Source organism: Phyllobacterium sp. LjRoot231 (genome assembly GCF_964253365.1).
Lineage (GTDB): Bacteria > Pseudomonadota > Alphaproteobacteria > Rhizobiales > Rhizobiaceae > Phyllobacterium.
In genome coordinates, this window is sequence record NZ_CAXUQT020000001.1 from 2810583 (window position 1) to 2827443 (window position 16861).

Sequence of the window (16861 nt, forward strand, 5' to 3'; positions counted from 1 at the left end):
TCACTCCACGGGCGACATCGCCGATAATTTTGATCTTGAGAGCATTCCATTGTCTTCGGAAATTGTTCCTGCCGCGACGGCAGCGTTGATACAAGGCTCTATGATGGATCGAAGTTGCGTGCTCGTTGAGGCAAAACCCAAAAGTCGGGAAATGGCCGTGATCAATTGGTCCCGGCTGGCTCCGAAGTTCTCTTCAACGACCGCGATCGCCGCTGTCTCAATCTCAGATGGGGGTAACGTTTCGAGTTTACGGAGTGAGGGGGACACCACCGCTGATCGATTCCTAACTCGAACAGCCTGGTCCAAGATCGCGAAAAAGCCATTTGCCTCAACAATTAGACCTTGGGATTTTGCTGCCCGGATTGCGGCTGTCACGGCATCGCGAATCCGATTGCCAGATCGTGCGAGTCCCCAAGCGGATCTCACCCGAACGATGATTTCGCTTTCGTGTACCGGACCTTCGACGCTGACAACTTGGGTGACATACCGCATCATCTCTGCAAGCGGCACTTCATGAGGTTCGCGATCAAGCCTGACAGCTAAGGATGCCTCGTCGTAGGGAACCGCAATGGCACGGCTCTCTGCCCTCACATGTGCCGTGACGACGTCGACGTCTGCTTCGGTGTGGGTTGAGAAGTGCAACGGTACGGCCTGTTTCGGTTTTTTTAAATCATCGTCTCGATTACGCCATTCAGACTTCGCCGCCTCAATTGCCGCTGTGAGCTTCGCGAGTTCTTCGTTAGGTCTTAAATACCAGTCGGTAGACCAAACGCGGTGGAGTATCCAACCGTGGCTTTCAAGAACGCTCTGCCTTAGGCGATCACGGTCCCTTGCGGATCGGGACGAATGATATTGAGCCCCATCGCACTCGATGCCCAAGACAAATCTACCGGGCTTCTCAGGATCTGAAACGGCGAGATCGACATAGAATCCGGCGGAACCAATTTGATTTTTTACGTCGTGACCCAGTGCTCGCAGCTTCTCCGCAACCTGTTCTTCGAATACTGAGTCCGGCTCGTTCCCACTTTCCTCGGCGATACCGAATTTTCCGGTCTGGGCAAAAGTCAGGAACAACTTGAACGCTGCCACCCCGCGACTGCGAACACGTTCGAGATCAATATCGTCTCCGGTGATTGAAGAGAAAACTTCACAGCGCAGCTTCGCGCGGGAGATCAGAACGTTCAAGCGGCGTTCGCCACCTTCAGAGTTCAGGGGCCCGAAATTCATTGCGATGTATCCGGTGTTCGTTTTCCCGTATCCTACGGAAATAAAGATCACGTCGCGCTCATCGCCTTGGATGTTCTCTATGTTTTTCACGAAGAATGGTTCGGTGGAACTCCGGTTGAAGAAGTCTTCGGTTTCCGGATGTTGCCTTCTGAGAAGTTCCAGTTCCTTCAAAATCGCTTGTCGTTGGGCGACGGAGAACGTCGCGACTCCCAGAGACTGCTCAGGTTTCTCCAGTGCGTGCCCGATAACCGCTTCGGCCACGCTGCGAGCCTCGATCGGATTGGTTCGCGTATTGCCGCGATCATATTGTGCGTGCGGAAGATAGTTCAGTTTCAAACCCATTCCCGCGATGGCATCATAGGGACTAGGAACGATGAAGAGGCGGTTCTCGTAGAATTCCCGATTGGAAACAGCAATCAACGACTGATGGCGGCTACGATAATGCCAATTCAACATCCGGAACGACATTCCTTTGGCGAGGCACAGATCGAGAATGGATTCAGCATCTCCCGCGTGGAACGTTATCTCGTCGTCCTCATCGCGTTCTTCGGTATCCGACGTCAGTTTCGCGAAGAAGCGAGTGGGGGGCAGTTGTCGTTCGTCGCCCACGACGACGATTTGTTTGCATCGCGCCACCGCACCCAGAGCATCGACTGGTTCGATCTGCGACGCTTCGTCGACGACCAAAAGATCGAAGGACATCGATCCAGGCTTGAGAAACTGTGCGACCGATAACGGGCTCATCATGAAAATCGGCTTGATCTGCTGAATTGCTGCACCGGCCCGATCGAGAAGCTGCCGTATGGGCAGATGATTGCGCTTCTTTGCCAGCTCGCCGTTCAATACGCCAAGCGGACCAATGCCGCCGTTGCTCCGCGGCATTTCCAGCGTGTGGCGGGTGGCAATCTGGTCGCGAGCGAGGGAAACTCTGGCCCTTTCGAGGTTGCGGAAAGTATCTACCAGCCGCGAATGCAGTTCCCCGTCGAAACGCTTGAGTTCGGGCTCACGAGAAAAGAAGTCGGTACGCAGGGCTTCGTAGTAAGATTTCTCGAAGGTCGGGACCAGGGTCTCGGCGTCGAGCCTTCCATCCAAGATACCATCCACCAAGGAACTCAGTCCGAGCTGAGACGCAAACCTGCACCGATCATAGAACGATGCCCATTTGGTAACGCCCTCAATATTTTCGCTCCAAAGATGGAGTTTTGACAGCAATTGCTCCAAATGTACGGTTTGAAGGTTTTCCACTCCAAACGTGCGGCGCATATCGAGATCGAGAAAAGTTTGGAGTTCGTTCCAACCACGGACGAAGCCCCCGAGAATTTTGGAAAGCTCAGTTTCAATCTCGCCCAGCCGTGGCAAATCCAGCGCGCGGGCAATTCGAGCCCTGTTTTCGGCAGTCAGGACTGCATCGTGTGCCGTGTACCAATCGAAAAATGTCCGTAGCTTTTCCCAGTTGGATTTCTCATCTGCCCATTCCGATCCGAATGCCGAGGCACCAAGGGTTTTTTGGTCGTCCAACTCCCGTCGTGCATCTTGTGCAAGAAGTACGGTATCTATCAGCGCCAATCGGGCCGCTTGGTCTTTCGGCAATGGAATCTTGAGGTAAGATTTCAGCAACGCCAACTGCGAGCGATACTGACCGTTGAATACGCGGAAGATTGAACGGCCCTTTGCAGCAACAGCCGTCCTGCATTCATTCAAGGAGCTGCTCCAAACAGTCTCTGAAAATGACTCATCAACTTTTGTGCGCAACGCCCGTAGCTTTTGACCAATTTCAAGGATGTGAGATATCCTCTCCGGTCTTTGCCAAACTGCATCGGCGAGACCTATGCGATCACCCTCCGGTATGCTCGATATCGCTCGCAAAAGCAGGAGAAGTCGGGCCAAGTCGGAAAAAATCTTAGCTTCGTTGAATTCTAGACGTGCAGACGCATCGCGTCCAAGGTCGACGCTCGCTTCCAAGTCGACCTTAATTTGACCCAGACTTCTACGAAGGTTCTCTAGTTCGCTGGGATCAAGTGCCTCGCGTCGAGTGCCATACCAAGGATGATCGACGGGATTGCCGATGGTACTGAAACGGTCAGTCAACTCCTCGCAGACCGCTGTTCGGGCTTGGAAATCGGCAGGGGTCCAGATCGCCGGCTCCGCCAAGGAATAGTCCGGAATTCCAAATCCATCAGCAACGCGGACCAACTGTCCGATAAGTTGATAGGGAGTGATCCCGCTAGGTTCGTGAACGCTGTGCATCGCGTCAGCATGCAGATTCAATCCCTGCTGCGCATCTTTCAGCTTCGACACGACACTTATATCATTGCGTAACGTCCGAGTTGCCAATTCCTTGGTCTTGCGCAATTCCTCAAGGACCCCACGCTTGTTGACCTTGCTAGAGTGCAACTCGAGAGTGAGCGCACCAAGCCCAGCGCCTCTCAGCCGCCGGTGAACAACGTCGAGGGCGGCCATTTTTTCGGCAACAAAAAGCACCTTGCGGCCTTCGGCTGCGGCAGCAGCAATGATATTCGTGATGGTCTGGCTTTTGCCGGTTCCCGGAGGGCCCTTCACAACCAAATGCCCGCCCTGGGTAACTTCCTCGATGACGATGGTTTGCGATGAGTCCGCATCGACGACATGGTTCGTCTTCTCCGGCGGAATGAACGGATCGATACGGCCATATTCTGGAACGATGGGTTCTTGTCCCGGAAAACCCTCGCCGAGGAGCCCGGCGATTGCGGGGTGGGTATCCAGAGATTTCCCTGCCGGCCAGTTATCCGGGTCCAAGTCGCGATACATCAAGAATTTGGCGAACGAGAAAAAGCCCAGGATCATCGCGTCTGGCAGAACTGACCATCGCTCTTTTCGGGAGACTGTTTCGGCTACGCTTGCAATATAGGCGGCAACGTCGACGTCGTCGTCATCACCGAGCTCGGGGATTTTTATGCCGAACTCGGCGTTCATCTTCGCTTGAAGCGATAAATTTGATGAGGCCGGCTCGCCACGAGAGCGCAACGAGAATCTGTCGGCTGCACTTGTGCGGTCAAGGCGTACCGGAAGAAGGACGAGCGGTGCGTGGCGTTCGATTTCGGATTTATCGTCCTCGTACCAACGCAACAACCCGACTGCCAAGTACAGGATATTTACACCCTGTTCCTCCTCCAACGTCCGTGCGTCATACCACACATCGAACAAGCGCTTCTGAAGGCCCTCGGAGGTGAGGCGGGTCTGAAGGCGAGTATCCGTATGCCGGCGTGCGATACCCTTTTCATCCATGTCGCCTTCGTCAGGCTGTGGTATGCCACCCGTTTCGCGGTCATCTTCTGCGATGAGGGCCTTCTCATCTTCGGTCAGGTGCCGACCTGGCAGAAAGGTGAGGGCCTTGCCCTCAACCAGCAAGCGGTAAATCTCCGACGACTTTTCGTCGACGATTTCGATCGTCCTGATGTTCTTGGATCGGAGCGGGATATTGATGAGACGATTTCTTGTACCGAGATCGAGAAGACTGCGGCGATCAGCCAGCAACTGTTCCTTGATCGCGACCGTTGCCTGAGCCCGGTCTTGTGCGTCCATTTTATTGTTTCCCCATTTTACGGGCAGACAATAGCGACCTCCATCCGTTTGGCAATGTGCCAATGTGCGATTGGCGATCGGAGAACGGGGCCGTCACTTAGGGGCGGTGGATAACGTGTGGCGCAACCGCTGTATGCCAATAACTCGAACGCTATTTACGCATTGCCTTTGGGTCTTCATCTGGATCAAACCCGACCTTGCCGTCCTCCGGACCGAGCCATCCGTTTCCATATTCCTGGCGGGCAGGCATGTCACCGTCGGTGGCCAGCGCTTTTTTTACGGCGATGCGCTCCTTGCGATGCTCTTTTGTCTTGAACCCTGTGCACGCCGCATTCGAAAGAGGATTTGCGTGAACTCTCGGAGTTAGTCGAGAGTTTTGAGTTCTGGCGGCACAGGCTCGCCATCCTTCCTTAAGCGCCGAACGTACTCAGACATGATGCTGGGAGCGAACTCGACCAGGTTGGGATAAAATTTCGAGTCCAGATTGATCGCAATGTTTCGATGGCCGGGGGTGCTAACGACCATCTTACTTCCGTCGCGTCCTTTTTGATGAAAATTCTGGAACACCACCGTCATACCGTTGAGAGCGAACTCCTCTTCATACGGCTGAAGGCCGCGGCAACCCGTTTCAGTTAACTTCGATCCCTTCACGTAGAGAACCTCCCGACTGAAGGCTGGCGCCTCATACATGGAGTAACAGACGACGGAGATGGCCACTGCCCACATGGCATAAGGAAGGAATCGTTGATCGATCATCGGGGGTGCACCGAGACCTCTGAACCGAATTTCGCCCCAGAGCTTGAAACGGCGCATAAGGACAAAGCCATAGACACCCGCCGATACAGCCAACAGACGAGAAGCAAAAATCCAGGCAGCGCGCGCTTCGCAGGAATATCCGAACCATTCGCCCTGATCGAGGATGTGGAGAGGTTCCATCGATCTTTCCTTGTGCCGGCGCTAAAAAAACGAATAGCAACAATGCTGCTAGGAGAGTTGTGGCAGGATTACTGATGGCCATAGTTTAAGTGCTAACGGAATCAAGCGTTCCGCCCGGCGATCGATCGAGGTTTCTGTCCAATAACTTTCATCTGCAATCGAAACGTTCATCTTGAGCAAAGAGTCAGATAATCGCACTCGTTTGGTCGCGAATGCCGCGTTGTTGGCCGATGAATTCGCGGGAGGGGTTAGAAGCGTAAGATTGCCCAGGCGATGGACGAACGTCTTGCGGTTCTCGATTAACGTTCGTGTCATTTCGTCAAACGGAACTGATGTCACAGAACCGACAAGTCGACCATCTTCCAACGGCCACTCCCGCTCCCAACCTTGCGGTAAGACGTGTTCGATGGAAAGTCCGCTCTGTAAGGTACCATCCACGTTGAATTTGTCTCGTGAGGCGAATTCAATTTCCTCAAGGATAAGCCGCAATCTATTTTGGGGTAGATTCGTATACTGCGGGTTGATCTTTATGGCTGTTGCCAGCTCCTCATCCGTCGGGAAACGCCCTGTATCCCCGGTTTTCTGACCAAATGCCGCAGCGAGTTGGGCCACGCCAACTCCGTTGGTGCGCAGATACGCTGCGACATCAACAAAGACTTTGTTGTAGTTCTTGGGATTGAGACTGCAAAGCGCGCGCCGAATGACATAGCTCGCAACCAGATCGTATAGGCGCTCCTTTTGTGCATCGTCCGCATTTGAACTGCCGATCACAAAAATCAGTGGATAGGCGGTCGAGACATCGAACGTGTTTAAACGTCTGGCGAGTCTTGCCAAGGGACCAACAGCGGGCGGTTCGATCAGTGCTTTATATGTTGGCACATATTTTGTGAGAGTTTCCATCTCAGCAGTAGTATTTTCAAATGCACTTCGGGCGACAAAACTCTTGTATTCTGAATATAATTCGCCGAGTGATATGATCGTGCCCTGTTCGGCAGCCAATACGTGGCTTAGGAAAAAGTCGATACGCGGTTTTTTAATCCGGCCTTGCGTTTGCTCTTGCTTCCAAAACTCTTGCTCAAAAGTGATCCAATGCTTCTTCATCAGATGGTCTTGGTTTTCTCCACGCTTGATTGCACGGTGGAACAGATCATTTCTTACCAAATCCATCGCCGCTAGCGGCTTTCCACCGCTGTTTAGCGTTTGAAAAATAACTTGTGCGTCATCGTCTTTGTCGAGCGTGATAACGATTAAGCGGAAGTGCTCGAATAGGACTGTGGATAGCGCCAACAGTCGGCGACGTTTATATTCGTCAGTGACCTCGACGTCGTCATCATTGTCGACGGAGATCATGAATTCTTCAGCAAGTTTCCAGAAATGCCAAAATGCGGCCAACGGTTTCGGGGTCGTATTCTTGAGATTTCCGTTGCGGTAAAAATGGTCCGGATATTTTGCCATGAGATCTTGCCAGCTAAGATCGATGATATCGCGGAATAATTCTCTGTCATAAGCTGTCGGCTCAAGTTTATACCGCTCGATCTCCGGTGCTTCCATAGGGACTTCGGCACTGTGTAAAATCAGATCTGAAATATTCTTGGCAATATCCGGAAAGTTGTAATCTCTCGCGATATCGCGGAGCGCCGCAAAACAAAGGTGAAATGTGCTAAGTCTCTGCTGGCCGTCCACAACATTGAAGACTTGGATCTTGCCAAATACCGGGGATCCCTCGGGTATTAGAAGCAAGGCTCCCATGTAATGTGAGAACGCCACCTTGCCTGTGGTGAGAAATTCAACTGCTTTGTCGCGCATTTGGAAGAAAAATGGATCGAGCTGTTCTCGAATTGTCCACGTATATGTGCGTTGATATATCGGTACAATGAAGCGTTGCCGTTCGCTCATAATTTTACCGATAGGAAGCGGCTTGGCGTCCATGTCATCCTCGAATCAATTACCAATATGGCTGCTGCAGTACTATCTGGCCACTATGAGAAGCATGTCCTAGATAGGGCCCTAACTTTCTATTATTGTTACAACGAGTACATGATTCTTGGGGCGCTCCAAATTCCTTACTGACTCACGGCGAAAATGGGCGAGTTTTGGGCATTTTACTATTCCTAGAAGGACCTTTACCTTTTCACCGGGTGAGAAAATACCTCATGGCCGGTGCCGACTCTAATTTTTGAACTGATTTCAATAGAACGTTAAAATAGAAAAATTATCCACAGATTCGTTTTCTCTTTCTGGCGGTCTCCATGACATTAGATGAAGTTTGTGACTTTGGCGGGTATGTTCAATTGATGATGGATGAGTACGAAAAGCGTGGCCAGATCGCGGGTCAGTGCTTCACTACCTCGTTAGCATTTGCCGAGAAGACGGAAATGCTTATCCATCGGACTTTGCCGGTTTACCGGAATTCCAGGATTAAAATTGAAATAGGAAACGTTCTGCTCGACGGACGCCCTCAATTCAATGAAGATGAGGCGAGGAGCATTGCAGCACGACTCCCACCTCTGGACTTCAACAGAAATCTGAAGAAGCAGTACCATTCATGGCTTACATTTGAACAATCGGTAATTGATCTAACGCTAATGTACACGGCGTACGCGCAATGGTCTGACACCAGAAACAAGCCATGCGTCGTTTTCGTGGCAGAGGGTGACTTGTACATACCGCGGGACTTTGGTTTTCGCTATAAATCCTATCGCACCTGGTCGCTACCCGAAATGGCTTTGAGAGGGTATGTTTGCCCTTGCTCTTGAGCACATTCAGCTGCCGCGAATATTCTTTCCAAAAATGCCGAGAACTGAGGGCCCGTGAAGTCTGATCCTTCTACAAAGAAGGGGCCTTCGGTAAGTTGCGCCGAATTTGTCGTATCAATCGAGTTCATTTTAAGTCTCCAGTTTAATAATTGATTGTGAGGTGTTTTCTACCGGCGACAACAACGAATTGAGTTCTCTGGGAAATTTCATCATCGAATCTTACACACGCAAGGTCACGATATTTGGCGGGCTACCTCCGCTGCACGCCTCGCCTACCATGCTTGGCCCAGGCTACCATTCGAGGTCGGCGGGACCCATACGAAGCCGGAAACTTCATGGACCAACGCGAGGCTCTGAGCTGGTTCAGTTGGAGGCTCGAGGATGCGCCGGACAGAAGGCAATCGTAGGACCATCAGCCGCTACGGTGGACAACACGGCAGTCGAGTCGTGCCAAACATTGCAAGTCGCGAGAGCGAACTATAACGATATGGCAACAGTGCAGGGAAATCAGCATGTGGGCAGATGCCGAAACTGACATCGACTTTCTGAACTATTCAGAAGTAGCCGAGCTGATCGCGGAGTTAATTGCCGATCCAAATCTTCTGCCTTTGTCACTGGGGGTATTTGGTGGCTGGGGTATGGGAAAGTCTTCCACGCTGCGCTTAGTCGAGACTGAACTGAATAAAGACCGCGACAAATACCTTATCGTTAAATTCGACGCGTGGCTTTACCAGGATTTCGATGATGCGCGGGCAGCGCTTATGAGCGTCATATCGGCGGCGCTGGTTAAAGAGGTGCCTAATACTCTGAAAGACAAGGCCCTCAAATTGGTCGGCCGCGTGAACAAGCTTAGGGCACTGGGTCTGCTCGTTGAGGGTGGTGCGTTGGCCATGGGAGTACCCGCCTTTGGAGCGATCACCAAAGGATTCGAGGCTCTTGGTGCAGCCTTCGGAGCAAAACCGGAGAGCACAGATATCGATGCTGTCAAAGGTGCGGCCGCTGACGCGCAATCCCGCGTCTCCGGACTTCTTAAACCGGACGAACGTAGCTCACCACCCGAAGAGATAGACTCCTTCCGTTCAGAATTCGGGCACATCCTGGCGGAATTCGAACGGACTCTCGTGGTGTTCATCGACAACCTCGACCGCTGCCTTCCCAACAACGCAATTCAGACTCTCGAGGCGGTCCGGCTATTTTTGTTTATGCCCAAGACCGCATTTGTTGTCGCTGCCGATGAAGATATGATCCGCCACGCAGTGGCTCAACATTTCAGTAATCCATCGGAACGTCACGTAGCTGACTACCTAGATAAGCTGATTCAGTTGCCGGTCAGAATTCCGAGGGTAGGCGTGCAGGAGGTCCGCGCTTATCTGTTCCTGCTAATGACGGAACAGAGTGGCTTGCCACAGGATATCCAAGAGAAGGTCCGTTCCTATCTCATTGAGCGCCTGCGACAATCATGGAGCAAGAACGGTACCTTCACCGTCAAGGATGTTCTAAAAACTATTGGAGGTTCAGCAACCGATGAGTTGGCGCAGTCACTGGAAATGGCGGACCGGATGGCTCCCGTGCTTGCCCATTCACCTGGTGTGCTCGGCAATCCTAGAACCGTAAAACGCATGTTGAACGTCGTTCGCATGCGGGCTTCGGTCGCCCGGAAAAGGTCGATGCCCCTGGATGAAGCCGTCATAACCAAATTAGCGCTTTTTGAAAGATGCACCGATGCAGCCTCGAGCGAGGCACTTCACAATGCCATCAACGCCGCCTCCGACGGCAGGCCCGAAATTCTGTTGTTGCTTGAGAAGGCGGAAGACAATGATTGGGAATCTCAATTGCCAAAGCCATGGCTCTCATTCCTCCCATTTGTCAAAGAGTGGTCGCAGCTTGCACCGTCTCTAGGCGGGATGGATCTTAGACCGGCTGTGTATTTGTCCAGAGAGACCGTGCCCCTGCGAATTTCTTCGGCGACAATATCTCCAAATGCACAGCGTGCGGCCGAGACGCTTGCCAAGGTCACAACGATTTCTTCTCCAGCAGGAAAGAGCGCGCTTGATACTCTTAGCACCGAGGAGTTTCCCTTGGCCATGGAACTGATTATTGCTGAGATGCGCAAGAATTCCGACTGGAACCGCGCACGGGCCGACTTCCGTGGGGCGCTTATGACTGCAGATCGATCGGTGGAGGCTGCGACTCTTTTAGCGAGATTTATAAGGTCACTTCAGCTGCCTTCCTACCCGGGCTGGATGCGAACAATGCTCAAGGGAGCAAAATGGTGGTCAGAATAAGGGGGATCAATGGGTACATCAGCATCAGGCAAAGGTAGAAGGAGCCAGAGTCCTTTGGTTCCAGCCCACGCTGACGCGAATCCGGAACAGCCGCTGCCAGAACCGGAAGGGCAACGGTTTCGGGGATTCCGAACCGAGTTTGGCCGCGCCGTGGCGGGTGCCGGTGCCGGATCCTTTGTGTCGGCACTGGGTAAGTATGCAAGGGATTCGACAGGAGGCGCTTCATTTGGTCCTCGCCGCTTCGGTCCTGCCTATAGTGCCGGAGGCGCTCTCATCGGTCTGCTTAATGAGTTGCAGGCAGGTGGAACAGGTGAAAACTCCACAGGTATTGATCTTTCGGGATTAGTGGGACAACCGGTGGGCGAAGCGATCGATGCCATCGCTCAAGCCCTTGCGCCGCCAAACGCGGATCAGGATCTGATCAGGATCGCGATGCAGGAAGCATTGGCTGAGGTGCTGCCTGACGTCGCGACGTTCGATCCCACGGTTCTGCAACCTGACGACCTTATATCACTTCTGGTGGAATTCTTCAGCCGTGTGCTGTTCCAGGAAGTGACGGCTGATGCGGGTGAAGCGTGGAACAAATCGGATGATCCTTTTAGGACCGTGGAGGCGGAAAATGAGCTTATGGATATTATCCGGGCGTCCGTGGACAGACACCTATCGCCATCGCTTGCTGAGGGCATCGGCAATCTGTCCCGTGCACAGATCGAACAATTAGAACGAAGAGCTATCGATGATATCTGGAGCGAGTGGGAGCGCTATGAATGACGTCCGTGATGTTTCACCTTCGTCCGGAAGACGTGCCCTCATCGCCAACTCCGGGAGAACTCCATGTGCTGTTGTACGGCGGTGCGCCTGTCCATTCCGGAACTGCGGCCATAGGCGGCCAGGTGAGGGATATCTTGATGAGATTTGGACTGCAGCCCTCTGTGGCCGCCGTCGATTTCTTATCGATCGCTTTGGCTGTGACAGCGGCAGACACTTTCATCCTGCGCGAGAATTCCGACAATGGCTGGAGCCGGGACATCTCGATCGTGCTCCCGCTTCATTCTCCCGGCATCTGGTCGGGTCTATCGGGCGATCTCGAACGCGCGCTCGGCTTCCTGAGCGGCGACATTTGGAAGTTCCAGTTCCTGCCCGGTGGGGAGCGGCCTCCTACACGCAGTGCGATCAGCACACGTCACAAATGGGTGGACGTCTCTAAGGTTGGCATTGTTTCGCTTTTTTCAGGAGGGCTCGATAGCACGATTTCCACGCTTAATCTCCTCGGGGATGGCGGAAAGCCCCTGTTGGTTTCGCACGCTTACACAAGAGACGCGCAGGTTCAGCAGTCAATTGCCAGCATCTTGCCCACCGCGGTAGAACGGATGTCCGTCAATTTTTATCCCACTTGGGATGGTAGCACCGATATTACGATGCGGACGCGAAGCTTCAATTTTATCGCGTTGGCCGTCCTTGCAGGTCAAATACATTCCTCTTTCCGCGGGGGCAGGATCACTGAAATACTGGTGCCGGAGAATGGCCTGATTGCATTGAATGCTCCGCTCACGCCTCGTCGTATCGGTGCACTCAGCACCCGCACGACACACCCATATTTCTTGCAGCTGATAGGTTCGATCCTGGAGCGTGCCGGCTTCTCCGTCGCTATCACAAATCCATACGAAATGTGGACCAAGGGAGAAATGGTTGCCTCGAAAGCCGACTATCCTGATTTCGAACGAATTGCCGCCGACACTGTATCGTGCGGCAAGTGGAAACGCACCGGGAAACAGTGCGGCTGCTGCGTTCCGTGTCTTATACGCCGGGCGTCGCTTTACGCGGGCGGCGTTGATGACGACACAGACTACAGGCACAACGATTTGTCAAAAGTAATGTCCGACGAGGATGACCGCGATGATCTTATTGCTATGGCAACGGCCGTACGACGACTAAAAATTGAGAATCTGGACCGATGGGTTGCACGATCCGGACCCTTGCCAGCGGATAGACGACGAGCGCTTGTCGATGTACACAAACGTGGTTTAACTGAAGTCAGTCACTTTCTCCAAGACAGCGGACTTCCAGTTTGATCGACTTTCACTGCCATCTCGACCTCTACCGTGACCCAGTTCTTGCTGCCGAGGATGCGGACCGCGCAGGTGTGTATGTCCTTTCGGTCACGACCACTCCAAAAGCGTGGAAGAAGACCTCAAATCTGGCGGCAGGTAAACCAAGGATCAGGACCGCGTTGGGATTGCATCCGGAAGTTGCTGCAGAGCGGATCGCCGAGCTCCAGCTGTTTGAAGCGTTTGCACGCGATACTCGGTATTTCGGAGAGATCGGTCTGGACGGATCGCCACAGTATAAAGCAACCCAGGAAGGGCAATTACGCGTTTTCAACACAATCCTCAGTATTGCGGAAAAATCTGGCGGGAAGATTCTGTCGATCCATAGCCGAAGAGCGGCAGATGAAGTGCTCGATTCCCTCGCAGCCCACGGTACCGCGGGTACACCCGTTCTGCACTGGTTCAGCGGATCTCCAGCTCAGCTCAAAAGAGCAGTCAACCAAGGTTGCTGGTTCAGTTGCGGCCCGGCGATGTTCAAATCAGCCAGCGGGCGCGCAATCGTGAAATCGATACCGCGAAACCGTATCCTGACGGAGACCGACGGGCCCTTTGCCCTTGAAGGCAGCCGGCCCCTTCAGCCCGGAGATGTTTGGCGCGCAGTTGAGGGGCTTGCAGAAATGTGGAATGAGCCGTCTGACGTAGTTGCTCAAATACTGCATGGCAATCTGCGCGAATTGAGCTCAACACTGTCTTGAGCTAGGCGAAAAAGGGTGCTTGATTTGTGACTGAACCAACGATGCGGCCGTTCCCAATACGGTGCGAAGGCGGGCCCCGGCCCGCCTCATCAAAAATCCGAGCGCTGAGCCCTCAAATGCGTGAAATTAATGACCCCTAATCCGTCTGTTGCAGCGGCAAGATATAGATCCAAATCATCCGTAACAATTACCGAGTCGCCACTCACGGCTGAAAGATGCAAGAGAATGGCATCCGTCAGTCCCAATCGCTCATATTCTTTCCTCTCAAACCCCGCTTGACTGTCTACTGATATCGCGGTCGATGCCCCCGCGATATTTCCTGCAAGAAACTTAGTTAGCTGCGTTCTCAACGGATCGTTCGTTTGCCTGACAAGGTTTGACGTCTCGGTAAGGACATTCGAGGTAAATACCAATCCTCTTGACCGGGATACGATCCCCGCAAGTATCTCAAAATCATTTTGGTCAAAGCTCCGGGTCCGCTTGTGTACGCCTATTTGATCGCGTCTAACCAATCCGACTACCAATAAAACAGCAAGATTTGTGTCTAGGATGATAGACTTATTCATCGACACGGCGTTTTACCGAAAGAACATCGCCCTTGGCATTGATCCTGACGACGCGGTAGAGTCGCTTAGGAGAAGCCTCGCCTGTGATTGCGGAAAGGGCGTTTCTTGATGAACTCCACGGTCGCGAAAAGCCAACAGTAATCAACCACTCGTCATGGTCGACGTCATACTCGACTTCTTCGAGACCGAAGTTTGACATACCGTCTTCTTCAAAGATGTGGGCAGCGTATTCTTTGGCAATTTTCACAGCTTCCTTGACGTTCATCGTTCGATCTTGATCAGACATGTAGAATCCTATTCCTATTTCGTTACTTCTTAAGTGTTGGACTTGCGGTTTTGACTATACCTATGCGTCTTCGGAAACCTGACAAACGCGACACATTGCTTTGAAGTGTTGTTTATCCCTAATTTGGATGAACTCAATAGCTGCTTTGGTTGCCCTTATTGCTTCTTCAACAGTCAATGCTGGGAGCGACGCCAGTCCATCCATGGTCCCATGTGATTCAATTTGCACAAGACGCTCCAAAGCCTTTGGATCATTCTTCTTCAGCTGAACTCCAGTAGAGCCTAGTGAGGCAGCAAAGTTAGTCTGATCCGGTGCACTGAATGCGGTGAAAATTTCTAAAAGTTTGCGTGTAGCATTAGGAAGGAGATAGTGATGGTCAGACGCACCAGTTCTGGAAGCCATGAGTATCAGTTCAAAGAGGTAATGGTATTCTGTATTGTAATCTTTGATCAATCGATTCATCGGTGTTAGGCGCGTAGATCTATCATTCGGGTTTTGTGCAAGGGAAACGCATTCTAGTTGGAAAAGGCTCGAAGGGCGGCCGTCTTTCTTCGTGAATTCGCGTTTCACCATGTTCATGAACGAAATGTTATGGGTCAAGACAATGGTCTGCCGACAATCCTTCGTAATTCTGCTCATTAGACTGAAGGCATGGGTTCGAGCCGAAGTGTCAAGACTCGATATTGGATCGTCGATAACTGCGATCAAATCCTTTTTCTTTCGTCCCTCTGCTTCGAATTGAGTTAGGTAGAAACAAAAGGCCAGTGCGGCCTTTTCACCCTCACTCAATTGAGCCGCCGGCTTTCCGTCAGCGCGCATAAGTTGATAGCCTTCGTTGGACGTTCGAACAGAAATGTCACCATGGCCGAGGTAGCTGGTTATCATCTTGTTGAGTTTATCGGCTCCTGCGCCATGAGTTCTTATTGAGTCACTTAGCTGATCTCGTTTCTGTCGGGCTTCTCTCAATGTTACATGGGCAGCTTTGGCGATGCTTGCTGTACTCGCAACATTCTCGAACAAGGAAATCCAGTCGGATCGTTCCTCTGCGAGAACGTGATCTCGAATTTCTTCAAACGCGTGTTCCTGGCGTTTCGAAAACTCCAAATGTTCTCGATTGTGACTAGAGACAATCACATTCCAAGCGCTACGATATGCTTCAAACTCTCTGAACCAATCCGCCGTTGAAAATGCGACCAGATCTGCGGGTATCTCGGGAACTAACGAGGGGTTCAGCGACTTTGCGGTCAACAACTCGGCAAGCTGCTTGAATCGCCTACCCAATGCTGCGATGTTTCCTTCGAGCATAGGTCTGGTGACCTTCCCGTCCACCTGCACACTCGCCTGAAGTTCAACTTCTTTTGGAAGAGCCTGATAGGCTGCGCGAAGTTCAGCGAGATAGTCTGAACAATTGTCGTTGGAAGCTTTTATATCGTGAATAAAACTTTCCCACCGAGAATCGAAACTACGCGCCAAGTATTTTCTTCGCTCGAGTGTGAGTGTACTGCCGCAGAGTAGACACGTGTTGAGCTCATTTGCTTCGTGATAATGGAGACCCTCGCTAACCCACGTGAGAGCAGTGCCGTGATGCCGAAACTCTTCAGCCAAAATTGATCCCGGAGAGGAAATCAACAGCGCCATTTGGGATTGCCACCACTCCGCCAGCGGGAAAGTCAGACTGCCTAATTCTGTGAGCGACGGCCTTGCTTCAGCTTCAGCCAAAAGCGCTTGACGAGAATTCAGGTCCTTGGGACTCAGAATATTCTCCGTCGAATAGGTCGCGCCTGAATAGGATGGTTCTATTTTCCTAGCGTCAAAGGATTGGGAATAGCGTTGGGACGGAGCTAGTTCCCGCACACGTTTAGCCACCCTCGTTTTGAAATCCCCCAAAGTTTTAATGGCCTTAATCTCCGCAGCCTTTGCGGTATGGTCCCGAGTATCAGCATCATCAAAGTCATGTATCGCCGCGTCATATTTTGCCTTTGCCTCAATAGTCTGCTCACTCAAGTAAAAAATGGGCTCCGCGACGCTGTTGTCCCACTGGAAGTTTCGCTCGATGAAATCCTGATTGAACACAAGCAAGCGTTTCGCAAATGGGTTCTGTAGTGCTTTGGAGGACAACGTCGTGCCATCCGAGAGCACGAATTCAAAGCTGCAACTGCTAGGCAAGCGACTTTCAATTTCGCCGCGCTCGATGGACGCAAAAACACGCGACAGCGTTGTTTTTCCTGTGCCGTTAAATCCGTAGATTAAGGTCTTGGCAGAAAATTCATGTTCGCCTTTGGGATCAAGGTGAGCTTTCCAAACACCTGCACCGGAAAAAGATTTTAAAGTTCTAAATACTGTTAGTTCATTTTCCATGCCTGCTTGTCTCCCCCTCGACTTGTCCGAGTCTCACAGTCGGCATCTATGACTGATTTCCAGTATGGACCCATGGCTGCTTG

At 52.1% G+C, this 16861-nt stretch carries 10 protein-coding genes; 5 read left to right on the forward strand and 5 right to left on the reverse strand.

Annotated elements, in window-relative coordinates; translation table 11 throughout:
* The 3 genes from ACSQ3H_RS13930 to ACSQ3H_RS13940 all read right to left on the reverse strand — a co-directional run bounded on the left by ACSQ3H_RS13930 (position 1) and on the right by ACSQ3H_RS13940 (position 7653).
* Positions 1–4788, reverse strand: a complete 4788-nt coding sequence (locus ACSQ3H_RS13930) for a DUF3320 domain-containing protein (RefSeq protein WP_436117599.1) — start codon at positions 4786–4788, stop codon at positions 1–3.
* A gap of 363 nt (positions 4789–5151) precedes the next feature.
* Positions 5152–5724: a hypothetical protein gene (locus ACSQ3H_RS13935; protein ID WP_436117600.1), complete on the reverse strand. Its 573-nt coding sequence runs from the start codon at positions 5722–5724 to the stop codon at positions 5152–5154.
* Positions 5725–5772: 48 nt separating this feature from the next.
* Positions 5773–7653 (reverse strand): DUF262 domain-containing protein, encoded by a 1881-nt coding sequence (locus tag ACSQ3H_RS13940; RefSeq protein ID WP_436117601.1) that lies wholly within the window; start codon positions 7651–7653, stop codon positions 5773–5775.
* A 320-nt stretch (positions 7654–7973) separates the two neighbouring features.
* Between ACSQ3H_RS13940 and ACSQ3H_RS13945 the strand changes: the two genes are divergently transcribed.
* The 5 genes from ACSQ3H_RS13945 to qatD all read left to right on the forward strand — a co-directional run bounded on the left by ACSQ3H_RS13945 (position 7974) and on the right by qatD (position 13568).
* Positions 7974–8480 carry a hypothetical protein gene (locus ACSQ3H_RS13945; protein ID WP_436117602.1) on the forward strand — a complete coding sequence of 169 codons (507 nt, stop codon included), beginning with the start codon at positions 7974–7976 and terminating at the stop codon, positions 8478–8480.
* A gap of 512 nt (positions 8481–8992) precedes the next feature.
* Positions 8993–10765 carry a KAP family P-loop NTPase fold protein gene (locus tag ACSQ3H_RS13950; RefSeq protein ID WP_436117603.1) on the forward strand — a complete coding sequence of 591 codons (1773 nt, stop codon included), beginning with the start codon at positions 8993–8995 and terminating at the stop codon, positions 10763–10765.
* 54 nt (positions 10766–10819) lie between these two features.
* A complete protein-coding gene (locus ACSQ3H_RS13955; protein WP_436117604.1) occupies positions 10820–11536 on the forward strand; it encodes a hypothetical protein in 717 nt (238 codons plus the stop codon).
* On the forward strand, positions 11533–12837 hold the full coding sequence (gene qatC, locus ACSQ3H_RS13960; RefSeq protein ID WP_436117605.1) for a Qat anti-phage system QueC-like protein QatC: 1305 nt from the start codon (positions 11533–11535) through the stop codon (positions 12835–12837). Before ACSQ3H_RS13955 ends, qatC begins: the two co-directional genes overlap by 4 nt.
* Entirely contained in the window at positions 12834–13568 is a 735-nt protein-coding gene (qatD, locus tag ACSQ3H_RS13965; protein WP_436117606.1) for a Qat anti-phage system TatD family nuclease QatD, read from the forward strand. Before qatC ends, qatD begins: the two co-directional genes overlap by 4 nt.
* Before the next feature lie 558 nt (positions 13569–14126).
* Here the strand turns inward: qatD and ACSQ3H_RS13970 are convergent.
* On the reverse strand, positions 14127–14420 hold the full coding sequence (locus ACSQ3H_RS13970; protein ID WP_436117607.1) for a hypothetical protein: 294 nt from the start codon (positions 14418–14420) through the stop codon (positions 14127–14129).
* 60 nt (positions 14421–14480) lie between these two features.
* Positions 14481–16778, reverse strand: coding sequence for an AAA family ATPase (locus ACSQ3H_RS13975; RefSeq protein ID WP_436117608.1), 2298 nt, complete (start codon positions 16776–16778; stop codon positions 14481–14483).
* Positions 16779–16861: the final 83 nt, after the last annotated feature.